The following is a 12,626-nucleotide window of genomic DNA, read 5'->3' as shown; positions in this document are numbered from 1 at the left end:
GAAAGTCTCTTAGAACGTACCGGGGTAGGCGCCGCCGTCGATCAGCAGGTTCTGCCCGGTGAGGTAACCGGCCTGTGCGCTGCACAGGAAGGCGCAGGCCGCGCCGAATTCATCCGCCGTGCCGAAGCGGCCGGCCGGGATCTGCTGGCGGCGGCGTTCGGCCACTTCGGCAGCATTGCCGTCCTTGCCCGCACTGTGGGCGAAGTTGGCGCGCAGGCGGTCGGTGTCGAACTGGCCGGGCAGCAGGTTGTTGATGGTGACATTGTGTGCCACGGTGCGGCGCGACAGCCCGGCGACGAAGCCGGTCAGGCCGCTGCGCGCGCCGTTGGACAGCGCCAGGATGTCGATCGGGGCCTTCACCGCCGACGAGGTGATGTTGACGATGCGGCCGAAGCCACGCGCGATCATCGCGTCCACGGTCGCGCGGATCAGCGCGATCGGCGCCAGCATGTTGGCGTCCAGCGCGGCGATCCAGTCGTCGCGCTCGAAACTGCGGAAGTCGCCCGGCGGCGGGCCACCGGCATTGGTGACCAGGATGTCCACCTGCGGGCACGCGGCGAGCGCTGCGGAGCGACCGGCCTCGGTGGTCACGTCGGCGGCGACCACGCGGACTTCGGCGGCGCCGGGCAGGGCGCGCAGCGCTTCGGCGGCGGCCTGCAGCGCAGCCTCACCACGGGCCACGATCACTACGTTGACGCCCTCGCGCACCAGCGCACGCGCGCAGCCCAGGCCCAGCCCCTTGCTTGCGCCGCAGACCAGTGCCCAGCGGCCGTTGATACCCAGATCCATGCATCAATCCTGCGGAATGAGGAAGGCGCTCATTGTCCGCCATCGGCCGGTGACAGGCCGGCAACGAAGTGTTGCAGGGCGGCGGCCACCTCGTCGGCATGGCCGAGGAAGGGCGCATGGCCGCCGTGGGCGATGGTCAGCGCCTGCGCACCGGGGGCCAGTGCCGCGGCGGCCTGCATTGCCGCCGGAGACACCAGCCGGTCACGCTGGCCGGCGATCCACAGGCTGGGCTTGGCCAGCGTCGGCAGTGCGCCACGCAGGTCGGTGCTTTCCAGCAGGCGCAGGCCTTCCAGCAGGGCGCGTTCGGTGGGTGCACCGCGCTCGACCAGGCGCTGGCGCAGCGTGCGCAGCTCCTCGCGGGCGTGTGCCGAGCCCATGACATCCAGCGCCAGGAAGCGTTCCAGGGTGCCACCGAAGTCGGTGGCCAGCTCGCGCCCGAACTGCTCGAACACCGCCGGCTCCACCGCATGCGGCCAGTCCTCGCCACGCACGAAGCGCGGCGTGGCCGCGATCATCGCCAGCCCGCGCACCTTCGGCAGTGTCGCGGCGGCGTGCAGCGCGAACAGGCCGCCCAGCGACCAGCCGCACCACACCGCAGGGGGCGTGGCCGCGGCAATGGCATTGACCACGAACGGCAGGCGCAGCGGCGTGGTGTCCTCGCGGCTGTGGCCATGGCCCGGCAGATCAACCAGATGCAGGGTGAAGTGACCGGCCAGACGTTGCACCAACGGCGCGAACACGCCGCCCTGCAGGGCCCAGCCATGGATCAGTACCAGGTCCGGCCCCTGGCCGGTGACGTCGATATGCATGGGGAAACGGCAACAGGCTCAGGCAAAGACAGGCAGCGGCGGTGGCGCGGCCTCACGCGCGGCCAGGTCGACGCGATCGCGCGCGCTGGCAATGGCTTCGACCAGGCCACGCACCTGCTCGGGGGTGTGCAGCGCGGACAGCGTGACGCGCAGGCGCGCCTTGCCTTCGGGAACCGTGGGCGGGCGGATCGCGCCGACCAGCCAACCGGCCTGTTCCAACGCCTGGGACATCGCCACGGCGCGATGGTCGTCGCCACACAGCAGCGGCTGGATCGGCGTTTCCGAGGCCATCAGGTCCAGGCCATGGCGGCGGGCTTCGCCGCGGAACAGCGCGATCAGATCGGTCAGTTTCGAGCGCCGCCAGTTGTCACGGCGCGCCAGGCGCACCGCTTCCAGTGCTGCTGCGGCCAGCGCCGGCGGCATCGCAGTGGTGTAGATGTACGGGCGTGCGGTTTCGGCCAGGTGCTCGACCAGGTCGTCGCGGCCCAGCACCAGCGCGCCGGAACCGCCCAGTGCCTTGCCCAGCGTGACCAGCTGCAGCGGCACATCGTCCACGCCCAGCCCGGCGGCGGCCACGGCACCACGGCCATCACCGACCACGCCCACGCCGTGTGCATCGTCCACATAGAACAGCGCCTGCTGCAGGCGTGCCACCAGCGACAATGCACGCAGCGGTGCGATGTCGCCATCCATGCTGAACACACCGTCGGTGGCCAGCATCGCCGCGCCGTCGGGCGCGTGCTTGAGCTGGCGCATCGCGCCTTCGGCGTCAAGGTGCGGATAACGGCGCAGGCGCGCACCCGCCAGCCGCGTCGCATCGAGCAGGCTGGCGTGGTTGAGCTTGTCCTGCACGCACACATCGTTCTCTTCGCTCAGCAGCGCCTGCTGCACGGCCAGGTTGGCGGCGAAGCCACTGCCGAACAGCAGCGCGCGCGGGTAGCCCAGCCACTCCGCCACTTCGCGCTCCAGTGCCTCATGCAGAGCGTGGTGGCCGCAGACCAGATGCGAGGCGCCCGCGCCGGAGCCTTCGCGTGCGGCCGCATCCTGCAATGCGTTGACCACGCTGAACTGCTGGGCCAGGCCCAGGTAATCGTTGCTGCAGAAGCCGGTCAGCCACTGGCCGTCCACCTCCAGGCGGACGCCATCACGACGGCTGACCGTGCGCCGCGTGCGGCGACGGCCTTGGGCATCGCGCAGGGCGCGTTGGGCGTGGAGGCGGGCGGTCAGGTCGGGGCGGGCCATGGCGGCTGAATGCGGCGACGGGGCGGCTAGGGTAGCGCGTTGCCGCGGCGCCTGCTTGCGGCCCGTCTCAGGCCGCGTGAGCGCAGCCACAGGCGGGCGCATCGGCGCTGATATCAGCGTGCACGGTGCCGCCGTGGTCGTGGCCCTCGGCATCCACCTGCACCGCCATCGGCTGCAACCCCAGCCGCGCGAACAGGGCCAGGTCGCGCTCGCTCTCCGGGTTGCCGGTGGTCAGCAGCTTGTCGCCGTAGAAGATCGAGTTGGCACCGGCCACGAAGCACAGCGCCTGCAGTTCGTCGCTCATCGCCTCGCGACCGGCCGACAGCCGCACCATCGAACGCGGCATGGCGATGCGTGCCACCGCGATCATGCGCACGAACTCGAACGGATCCAGTTCGGCACTGCCATGCAGTGGCGTGCCCGCCACCTGCACCAGCTTGTTGATCGGCACCGAATCGGGATGCGCCGGCAGCGTGGCCAGCGCCAGCAGCAGGCCCACGCGCTGCGCGCGCGTCTCGCCCATGCCGACAATGCCGCCGCAGCAGGTTTTCAGACCGGCATCGCGCACGTGCGCCAGCGTGTCCAGGCGGTCCTGGTACTGGCGCGTGTGGATGATCGAATCGTAGTAGTCCGGCGCGGTGTCGAGGTTGTGGTTGTAGTAGTCCAGGCCGGCGTCCTTCAGCGCACGCGCCTGCTCGCCACTGAGCATGCCCAGCGTGGCGCAGGTTTCCAGGCCCAGTGCCTTCACCCCGGCGATCATCGCCGCCACCTTCGGGATGTCGCGGTCCTTCGGCGATCGCCACGCGGCACCCATGCAGAAGCGCGATGCGCCGGCAGCCTTGGCTTGGCGTGCCTTGGCCAGCACCGCCTCGGTGTCCATCAGCTTCTGCGCGTTGACCCCGGTGCTGTAGCGCTGTGCCTGCGGGCAGTACGCGCAGTCTTCCGGGCAGCCGCCGGTCTTCACCGACAACAGCGTGGACACCTGCACCTGCGCTGGGTCGAAGTGCTCGCGATGGACTGCGGCAGCGCGGAAAAGCAGCTCGGGGAACGGCAGATCGAACAGCGCCTGCAGTTCGTCGTGTTGCCAGTCGTGGCGGATGGCAGCAGCCATGGCGGGACCTTGGGTACGAGTGGAGCGAGGGCGGCAGTGTGGGTGGGTTGGTGAGCCCTGTCAACTTGGTTGCTTCCAATATGGTTTACATTGATTGACCGCCATGAATGCGCGCTACGGTGTAAGTTCATTGCTGCATACGGACGCGCGAGCACGTGCCATGAACAGCTACCAGCCCTACCCGATCCGCCGCGACGCGGTGCTGTGCAGCCTTGCCGAACTGCCCGACGGCGGCCTGCGCGTGGTGCTGGATGATCTTCGCCAGTCCGACACGCCAGGGGAGTGGAAGAACCACGTCTTCGTGACCTTCAAGGACTACCCGGCAGGGCAGCTCGATCCGGCGACGTTGCCCAAGGAGGAACTCGAGGCTTTCGGCCACTATGTGCTGGTTCGCCTGTTGGCCATCAATGGCTGCCTGCGCGATACGGACGAGCGCTCCGACAACGATGCCCATCTCACTGACCTGGCGCGGCAGAACATCGCCGCGCTGACCAGCGAGGACATCGCCTCGATCGATGAGCAGCTGTTCTCCCTCTGCGACGGGCAGTTCCGAAAGATCGCCTACATTGTGGGCATGGTCATGTCGCTGCAGCCGAAGTGCCGATCGGGAATTCCCGATGTGTTCTATGCAGGGCGTGTACGCATGCTGGTGGAACGGGGCATGTTGCAGGCACAGGGCGACCTCACGCGGATGGGCTGTTGCGAAGTGCGCGTCCGGCAGTAGGCTTGCGCCTACCAGGACCTCATTGGAACTGTGCTTACATCTACCTGCTGGAAGGACACATGCTGAAGTCCATCCAGAAGATGGCGGCATCTGAGGCAATGAAAGAAGGATGCGCATGGAACCGGACACGATGCCGCAGGGCGGAAAGCTGCTGATACTCGATCTGGATGAGACGCTGGTGCATGCCAGCGAGCGTGAACTGGAGCGAGCCGCGGATTTCCGCCTCGTCGGCTACCACGTCTACCTGCGGCCCCATCTGCAGGCATTCCTCGACTATGCCTTTGCCCATTTCACGGTGGGTGTGTGGACGTCGTCCGGGCAACTGTACGCCGAACCGCTGGTGGACCGGCTGATGCCGGGGCGTCCGCTGGCGTTCCTGTGGTCCGCGCCGCGGTGCAGCACGGCCCGTGATTGGGAAACCGGCGGTTACACCTCGCAGAAGCGGCTGGGCACGCTGAAGCGCCACGGCTTCCGTTTGGAGCAGATGATCGGTATCGATGACACGCCCGGCAAGTACGCCAGAAACTACGGAAATCTGGTCGCGGTGCGTGAGTTCACCGGTGATCCGGCTGATGACGAGCTGGCCCATCTGCAGCTGTATCTGGAGTGGCTGCGGCAGCAGCCCAACGTGCGAGCGGTGGAGAAGCGCCGGTGGCGGGAGCGCCTGCACGCATAGGTAGCTGCACAGGGCAGGTGCTATCGGCGAGCACCCGCACTCGCGCGTTTCACCGCATCCTGCAAGGCCTGCAGCCACAATAACCGCTGCCCAACGCAAGCGCTGGCGCGCAGACTGTGCCCCATGACCGATCTCCATCGCCTCCGCGGCCGCATCACCGCGCTGGTTCTCAGCGAGGCCTGGCGCCGCCGCGCCGCGCTCTGGGGCGGCGCTGTGGCCGTAGCGCTGGTGGCCATCCTGTTCGCCAAGGCCAGCGACGCGGCCTTCCATCTGTTCCAGCGCATCACCGCGCACTCGCCGTGGTGGGCCCTGCTGCTCACGCCGGGCATCTTCGCGCTGCTGGCCTGGTTGACCAGTGGCGTGCTGAAGCCCACGCGGGGCAGCGGCATTCCGCAGGTCATCGCTGCGTTGGACAAGCCCGATGAGCCATTCCGGAAGACCAATCTTTCGCCTGCGGTCTCAGCCGGCAAGCTGCTGCTGACCTCGTTGTCGCTGCTCGGCGGCGCGTCCGTCGGACGCGAAGGTCCCACGGTGCATGTGGGTGCCAGCCTGATGTACCTGTTCGGCCGCTGGTTCGGCTTTAGGGATCCTCGCGAGCTCTCGCACTTCCTGCTGGCCGGCGGTGCAGCGGGCATTGCCGCGGCGTTCAACACGCCGCTGGCCGGCATCGTATTCGCCATCGAGGAGCTCAGCGGCCGTTTCGAGCATCGCTTCTCCGGCACCCTGCTGACGGCGGTGATCGTCGGTGGCGTGGTGTCGCTGGGCCTGCTTGGCAACTACACCTACTTCGGCCATGTGAGCGCGCGGCTGCCGCTGGGGCAGGGCTGGCTGGCGATCCTGCTGTGCGGCGTGGTGGCCGGGTTGCTGGGCGGCCTGTTCGCGCGCGCGGTGCTGGCCAGTGCGGCGGGCCGCCCGCGTTGGCTGGGCCAGCTGCGCCAGCGGCATCCGGTGCTGCTGGCCGCAGGCTGCGGCCTGGCGGTGGTGGCACTGGCTTTGACGTTCGGCGACGGCGCGTTCGGCACCGGCTACGAACAGGCGCGCAGCCTGGTGCAGGGGCAGGCGTTGGTCGGCCACGAGTTCGGGTTGATGAAGCTGCTGGCCAACCTGGCATCGTACGTGGCCGGCATACCCGGCGGCCTGTTCTCGCCCGCGTTGGCGGTCGGCGCGGGGCTGGGCCACAATCTGGCGGTGCTGATGCCGGGCGTGGATCCGCGCGCGTTCGTGCTGCTGGGCATGTGCGCGTACCTGACCGGCGTCACCCAGGCACCGCTGACCTCGGCGGTGATCTCGCTGGAGCTGACCGACAGCGGCGATCTGCTCCTGCCGATCCTGGCCACGGTGCTGATCGCGCGGGGCGTGTCCGGTCTGGTATGCCGGGTGCCGATCTATCGTGGGTTGGCGGAGGTGTTGACGGCGTCGGCCGTTGCATCAACCGGGCCTGGGCAGGGCGGACGCCTTTCCTGATCGGCAGCACCCTCTGCAGTTGCGGGCAGTCCCGACACTGCGATCGGTGCTTCGCCGATGGCCGCACATGGGCAGCGCGATGAAGCATGGGCAATGCGCATTGATCTCCTGCGTTCGGCAACCCGTGTCTCCCGCGCACTGCTGGGTGTCCTGCTGCCACTGCGCTGCCTGGTCTGCGGCGATCCGGGCCATGATGATCTCGATCTGTGCCGCGCCTGCCTCGCCGGACTGCCCTGGGCCGGTCGCGCCTGCCTGCGGTGTGCACTGCCGTTGCCGGATGAGGGCCTGATCGTCTGCGGCAGCTGCCGCGAGGAAGCACCACCGCAGACGGCCACGCACGCCAGCCTGCTGTACCTGCCGCCGGTGGACCAGCTGCTGCTGCGCTACAAGTTCCATCAGGACCTGGCGGCCGGTCGCCTGCTGGCGCAGTTGATGCAGCGCGCACCACCGCCCTGGTCCTGCCCGCCGCTGGTGCCGGTGCCGCTGCACCGCCGGCGCCTGCGCCAGCGCGGCTACAACCAGGCTGCCGAGCTCTGCCGGCTGCTGCCGTCGCCGGTCTGGCAGGGGCTGTACCGGCGGCGGCACACCGCACCGCAGTCCGAACGCACGGCCGAACAGCGCAGGGAAAACCTGTTCGATGCGTTCGATGTCCACGGGCCGGTGCCCACGCATCTGACCGTGGTCGACGACGTGATGACCACCGGCAGCACGGTGATGGAAATCGCCGAAACCCTGCGCTGCGTGGGCGCCAGAGAGGTGCGGGTATGGGTGTGCGCGCGGGTGCCGTGATCGCTCCCTTCATCGCAACGGGCTAGGATGAACCCGGTTCCGGATCGAAGGAGTGACCATGAATTCCCCCTTGTCTCCCTTGTTGTCAGCGGTTGGCCGCAGCTGGTGGATCCTGCTGCTGTATGGCCTGGCCGCGCTCGGCTTCGGCATCATCGCCATCGGTTGGCCGCTGTCCGCAGCCATGGCATTGGCCTGGACGCTGGGCGTGATGGCCATCATCGAAGGGGTCATCAGCCTGTTCGCACTGATCAGAGGTGGCAGCGGCGCCTCGCGCGGCTGGCTGGCGCTGTATGCCATCGCTTCGCTGGGCTTCGGCATCCTGGCGGTGATCAACCCGCTGGCCACCGCCAGCGTGCTGGTGCTGTTCCTGGCGGCGTGGCTGCTGGTAGCCGGCATCTATCGCATCGTCTTCGCGATCCGCGTGCGCAAGCAGATCCAGGGCGAGTGGCTGCTGATCCTCAGTGGCGTGCTGGCGGTGGTGCTGGGGCTGCTGTTCGCGGCCAATCCGTATGCAGGCGTGGCGGTGACCACGCTGTGGATCGGCATTGGCAGCCTGCTGTACGGGCTGCTGCAGGTGCTGGTGGCGTTCAAGCTGCGGAAGCTGAAATGAGGGGCGCGCTTCCGCTCCTGCTGGGCGCGGCGCTGGTGCTGGCCGGATGCATGCCGGGTGCCACGCCCGGTGCGCTGGCAGGCAAGGATCATGCGCCGCGCGCCGGCGTGGACGTGCGCCTGAGCGCGGTCGATGCGGCTGGCAACGGCACTCCGGCGCACTGGCAAGGTGAAACCCTGGCCCTGCGCGAGCCGCCGATTGCCGGCAGTGCGGACATCGCCGATGTGCGCTACGTGCTGGACGATGCCAAGCAGCCAGGCCTGCAGATCCGCTATCGGCCAGAAGCGCATCAGCGCATCCACGATGGCACCTCGGCCCTGGTGGGCCAGCGCGCGGCGATCAGCGTGGACGGCCGCGTGCTGATGGTGGCGACGGTGAAAGGCCCCTTCGGGGAATCGATGATGCTGAGCGGGCTGCCGAGCATTGCCGAGGCGCAGGCGCTGGCCAGGCACATCACCGGTCAGTGACGGGCGCGCCAACACCACCACGCTACGCGCGGAGGTCGACCAAGGTCGACCGCTACCGTGCGAACCGTGCCTCGATCTCCTCCAGTGACTTGCCCTTGGTCTCCGGCAGCCAGAACGCGGCTACCAGGAAGAACACGAACGTGCACGCCGTCCAGAACAGGAACATGCTGGCGTAGCCGTAGTGGCCTACCGTGGGCAGGAAGATGGCGGCGATGGTCGTGGACACGAACTGGTTGATCAGCAGGGCGATGCTCATCCCATTGGAGCGGATGCGATTGGGCATCAGTTCCGACAGTGCCAGCCACACGCAGACGCCGGGGCCGACCGCGAAGAACGCGACGAATACTAGGATGCAGGCGGCTACCGCCCAGCCATGCGCCGGCGGCGGCACCGGGCCGATGCGGGCCTGCTCGATGCGCAGCGGTGCCTGTGCGGCCTTGGCCGGGTCGGCGAACGGGTTCAGATGCAGCTTGCGGAAGAACGCGCCGATCACACTGTCCGGCTGCACGGTCCCGGCACGCTCGATGCGCAGCTCGCGGTCGGTCAGGCTGTCGCTGCGCAGGGCGCGCACATTGGTGAAGTCACCGTAGGCGTACGACACGGTCAGCTGCATCGGCCGGCCTTCGCTGTTTATGCCACCGCCCAGGCGCTGCCACTGTGCGTCGTCCAGCACCAGCTGCAAGCCATCGGCGCTGACCGCCGCGTGCAGTTGCGGCTGCACGTCGGCGCGGCCACGCTCGGCCTGGAAGAACAGCGTGGCGGCGGCCAGCAGGGCCACGCAGATGCCGCCGCTGCCGAGCATCAGCAGGAACTTGCGGCCCTTGCGGTCGACCAGCAGCAGCGCGACCACGGTCATCACCGCGTTGAGCAGCTTGATCGCCACGTCGGCGCCGTTGGCCACCGAGCCGGACAGGCCGGCCTGGTTGAGGATGTTCACCGCGTAGGCCAGCACCGAATTGATGCCGGTGGCCTGGGTGCAGGCCAGCACCACGCAGGCCAGCACGAACGGCACCACGTAGCGTCGGCTGAGCAGTGGGTCGCGCTTGCCGTCGCTGCTGCTCGATTCCGGCGCCTGGATCTGTGCAAGGGTGGGTTCCACGTCGGCAGCAGGCAGCACCCGCTGCAGGCTGCGGCGGGCATCATCGACGCGGCCGCGGCGCACCAGCCAGCGCGGCGATTCGGACAGCCAGAAGATGCCGGCACAGAACAGCAGGCCGGGCGCCAGACAACTCCAGAAGATGGTGCGCCACGCATGATCCTTCACCGTGAACAGTTCCTGCGCCTGCTGCGCCAGCGGCAGCGAGCGCACGGCTTCGGCGGCGGCATCCACCGCATGTGCGTGGTACAGCCCGATCAGTGCCGCCAACACCAGGCCGATGGTCAGCAGCAGCTGGAACATCGCCGCACCGCGTCCACGCCGCTCGGGGCTGAGCACTTCGGCCAGGTACAGTGGAATCACCACGCCGATCAGGCCGCCACTGATGCCCTGCAGCAGCCGCCCGAGCAGCAGCGGCGTATAGCCTGAGGCCAGCGCCATGATCGGAATCGACGCGGTGAACAGCAGGCCGGCCAGCAGCATCGCACCGCGGCGACCGATCAGGTCGGCGACCATGCCGGCGAACAGCGAGGACAGCACGCTGCCCAGCAGCACCGCCGCCACCACGAAGCCGAGTTGCTGGCTGCTGAGCTGCCAGGCGTGGCTGGCCGTTGCCTCCAGGTAGGGCAGGGCACCGGCGATGATGCCGATGTCGATGCCGTACAGCAGGCCGCCGAGGCCGCCGATGAAGAGCAGGTAGCGTACGGGCCAGCGCGGGGCGGTGCTTGCAGTCATCGGCAGTTCCTGTGGTAGCGCCGGGCCAGGCCCGGCGGCGGTTCGTCGCAGAGTGCATTCTGTAGAGCCGAGCCATGCTCGGCTGCTTTCCGTTCCGATATCGAGGTTCCCCATGCCGCGCTTCGCGCGGTGAGCCGAGCATGGCTCGGCTCTACAGGGAGCCCGCGCGGCATCCGGGCCGCATCGCTTGCGTCAGGTCAGATCGACCACGCGCCCACCAATGACCACCTGCTGCAGGCGCAGTTCGGCGTCCAGCACCACCAGGTCGGCGCGGGCGTCGGGCGCGATGCGGCCGCGATCACCCAGGCCCAGATAGTCGGCCGGGAAGGTGGAAACCCGCTGCGAGGCGTCGGCCAGGTCCAGGCCGACGCGCACCAGGTTGCGCAGCGCCTGGTCCATGGTCAGTGCGCTGCCGGCCAGCGAACCCGTCGCCAGGCGCACGCAGCCGCCGCACTTGTGCACGCGCTGCTCGCCCAGCGCGTACTCGCCGTCGGGCATGCCGGTGGCGGCAGTCGCGTCGGTCACCGCGTACAGGCGCGGGATCGCGCGCGCGGCCAGCCGGATAACGCCGGGGTGGATGTGCTGCAGGTCGGGGATGATCTCGGCGTACTGCGCATGCGCCAGCGCCGCCGCCGCAATGCCCGGGCGATAGTGGTCGACGCCGGTCATGCCGTTGAACAGATGGGTGAAACCGGAGGCACCGGCCTGCAGCGCCGCCACGCCCTCCTCGTAGGTGCCGGCGCTGTGGCCCAGCTGCACGCGGATGCCCATCGCCGAAAGCGCGGGTATCAACGCGGTGTGCTCGCCGATCTCCGGCGCCAGCGTCATCACCCGGATCGGCGCCAGCGCGTGCAGCTGCTGCACCAGTGCCACCGTCGCCTCGATCGTACGATTGGGCTGTGCGCCCAGCCGCTGGGGGCTGATGAACGGTCCTTCCAGATGCACGCCGGCGATGCTGGCGGCGTCGGCATCGGGCGCCGCCATTGCCGCAGCGACGCCGTGCAGCGCGTGCTCGATCTCGTCCAGCCCGGCGGTCATGGTGGTCGCCAGCAGCGTGGTGGTGCCGAAGCGCAGATGGGTGCGGGCGATGGTGCGTGCCACGTCGCCGCCCTGCATCAGGTCCACGCCGGCCGCGCCATGCACATGCAGGTCGACGAAGCCGGGCAGGATCACCGGCAGCTGCAGGTCGTCGGCGCCGCTGTGGTCGTCCACCTGCAGCTGGCGCACGCGTGAATCGAAGTGGACGTGCCCGCGCCGCCAGCCCAGCGGGGTGAGGATGCGGCCATGCAGGGTGCGGGTCTCGGTCATGCGGTGGGCTCGGCGATGATCACTTCGATGCCCAGCCGCTGCAGCCCTTCGCGGGTTGCATCGTCGATGCCGGCGTCGGTGATGATGGCGTGGATCTGATCCAGCAGGGCGATGCGGTGCAGGCTGACGCGGCCGAACTTGGAGGCATCGGTCAGCACCACGATGCGGCGCGCACGCTCGACCATGCGGTGGTTGAGGCGGGCTTCGGCCTCGTCGTGGGTAGTCAGGCCGAACTGCAGGTCCAGGCCGTCCACGCCCAGGAACAGGGTGTCGAAGCTGTACGAGTTGAGGCTGGCTTCGGCCTGGCTGCCCTGCAGCGACAGCGACTGCTGGCGCAGCAGGCCACCGGTCAGCAGCACGGTGATGCCCGCGGCATTGGCCAGTTCCCAAGCGATGTTCAGGCCGTTGGTCATCACCGTCACGTCGCGATGCGCGCGCAGGTGGCGGGCCAGCGTCATCGTGGTCGAGCCGGAATCGATGATGATGTTGTCACCCGGCTGCACCAGGCGCGCAGCGCGCGCACCGATCGATTCCTTCAGTGGCAGGTTCAGCGCGTCCTTCTCATGGATGTCCTGTTCCTGCGGCGGCGTGCGCACCAGGGTCGCGCCGCCGTGGGTGCGGTTGGCCAGGCCCTGCGATTCGAAGTGGGTCAGGTCGGCACGGATCGTCACCGCCGACACGCCGAAGCGCTCGACCAGATCGGCCACCTGCACCGAGCCGTGCTCGATCAGCAGCTGCAGGATCTGTTGCCGGCGGGAGCGGGTGTTGCGCATGGCCATTCTCGGTTTTGCGGGAAAAGGTAGAGA

13 protein-coding genes are annotated in these 12,626 nt (G+C 68.7%); 6 read left to right on the top strand and 7 right to left on the bottom strand.

From position 1 onward, the window contains the following. Nucleotides 1-9: 9 nt before the first annotated feature. The 4 genes from AC5QAB_RS15545 to bioB all read right to left on the bottom strand — a co-directional run bounded on the left by AC5QAB_RS15545 (nt 10) and on the right by bioB (nt 3,951). Entirely contained in the window at nt 10-789 is a 780-nt protein-coding gene (locus AC5QAB_RS15545) for an SDR family oxidoreductase (RefSeq protein WP_014648765.1), read from the bottom strand. A gap of 29 nt (nt 790-818) precedes the next feature. After that, the gene (bioH, locus tag AC5QAB_RS15540) at nt 819-1,598 is read right to left on the bottom strand and encodes a pimeloyl-ACP methyl ester esterase BioH (RefSeq protein ID WP_164110986.1); all 780 of its coding nucleotides are present in this window, start codon (nt 1,596-1,598) and stop codon (nt 819-821) included. Nucleotides 1,599-1,616: 18 nt separating this feature from the next. Continuing rightward, the gene (gene bioF / locus AC5QAB_RS15535; RefSeq protein WP_014648763.1) at nt 1,617-2,840 is read right to left on the bottom strand and encodes an 8-amino-7-oxononanoate synthase; all 1,224 of its coding nucleotides are present in this window, start codon (nt 2,838-2,840) and stop codon (nt 1,617-1,619) included. Nucleotides 2,841-2,907: 67 nt separating this feature from the next. Beyond that, nucleotides 2,908-3,951: a biotin synthase BioB gene (bioB, locus tag AC5QAB_RS15530; protein WP_069117677.1), complete on the bottom strand. Its 1,044-nt coding sequence runs from the start codon at nt 3,949-3,951 to the stop codon at nt 2,908-2,910. A gap of 103 nt (nt 3,952-4,054) precedes the next feature. On the opposite strand from bioB, the gene AC5QAB_RS15525 reads away from it, so the two are divergent. The 6 genes from AC5QAB_RS15525 to AC5QAB_RS15500 all read left to right on the top strand — a co-directional run bounded on the left by AC5QAB_RS15525 (nt 4,055) and on the right by AC5QAB_RS15500 (nt 8,681). Then, entirely contained in the window at nt 4,055-4,675 is a 621-nt protein-coding gene (locus tag AC5QAB_RS15525) for a DUF3658 domain-containing protein (protein ID WP_481445923.1), read from the top strand. 115 nt (nt 4,676-4,790) lie between these two features. Continuing rightward, complete coding sequence (locus AC5QAB_RS15520) at nt 4,791-5,351, top strand: HAD family hydrolase (RefSeq protein ID WP_197561745.1); 561 nt, start codon at nt 4,791-4,793, stop codon at nt 5,349-5,351. A gap of 123 nt (nt 5,352-5,474) precedes the next feature. Then, nucleotides 5,475-6,815 (top strand): chloride channel protein, encoded by a 1,341-nt coding sequence (locus AC5QAB_RS15515; RefSeq protein ID WP_032957527.1) that lies wholly within the window; start codon nt 5,475-5,477, stop codon nt 6,813-6,815. A 93-nt stretch (nt 6,816-6,908) separates the two neighbouring features. Further along, nucleotides 6,909-7,604, top strand: coding sequence for a ComF family protein (locus AC5QAB_RS15510; RefSeq protein WP_032957525.1), 696 nt, complete (start codon nt 6,909-6,911; stop codon nt 7,602-7,604). A 58-nt stretch (nt 7,605-7,662) separates the two neighbouring features. Next, nucleotides 7,663-8,214, top strand: a complete 552-nt coding sequence (locus tag AC5QAB_RS15505) for a DUF308 domain-containing protein (protein ID WP_197561746.1) — start codon at nt 7,663-7,665, stop codon at nt 8,212-8,214. Further along, nucleotides 8,211-8,681, top strand: coding sequence for a SecDF P1 head subdomain-containing protein (locus AC5QAB_RS15500; RefSeq protein ID WP_046433045.1), 471 nt, complete (start codon nt 8,211-8,213; stop codon nt 8,679-8,681). The genes AC5QAB_RS15505 and AC5QAB_RS15500 overlap by 4 nt, the downstream gene beginning before the upstream one ends. Before the next feature lie 52 nt (nt 8,682-8,733). On the opposite strand, the gene AC5QAB_RS15495 is transcribed toward AC5QAB_RS15500, so the two are convergent. The 3 genes from AC5QAB_RS15495 to AC5QAB_RS15485 form a co-directional block, all read right to left on the bottom strand. Further along, the gene (locus tag AC5QAB_RS15495; protein WP_197561747.1) at nt 8,734-10,512 is read right to left on the bottom strand and encodes an MFS transporter; all 1,779 of its coding nucleotides are present in this window, start codon (nt 10,510-10,512) and stop codon (nt 8,734-8,736) included. Between the two features lie 192 nt (nt 10,513-10,704). Continuing rightward, on the bottom strand, nt 10,705-11,820 hold the full coding sequence (gene nagA, locus AC5QAB_RS15490) for an N-acetylglucosamine-6-phosphate deacetylase (protein WP_197561748.1): 1,116 nt from the start codon (nt 11,818-11,820) through the stop codon (nt 10,705-10,707). Continuing rightward, entirely contained in the window at nt 11,817-12,593 is a 777-nt protein-coding gene (locus AC5QAB_RS15485; RefSeq protein ID WP_014038836.1) for a DeoR family transcriptional regulator, read from the bottom strand. Before AC5QAB_RS15485 ends, nagA begins: the two co-directional genes overlap by 4 nt. Nucleotides 12,594-12,626: the final 33 nt, after the last annotated feature.

The organism is Stenotrophomonas sp. YJH_SMC_127 (assembly GCF_059372445.1).
The sequence above is the reverse complement of the archived record's forward strand: the minus strand, read 5'-3'. Positions and strand labels throughout refer to the sequence as shown.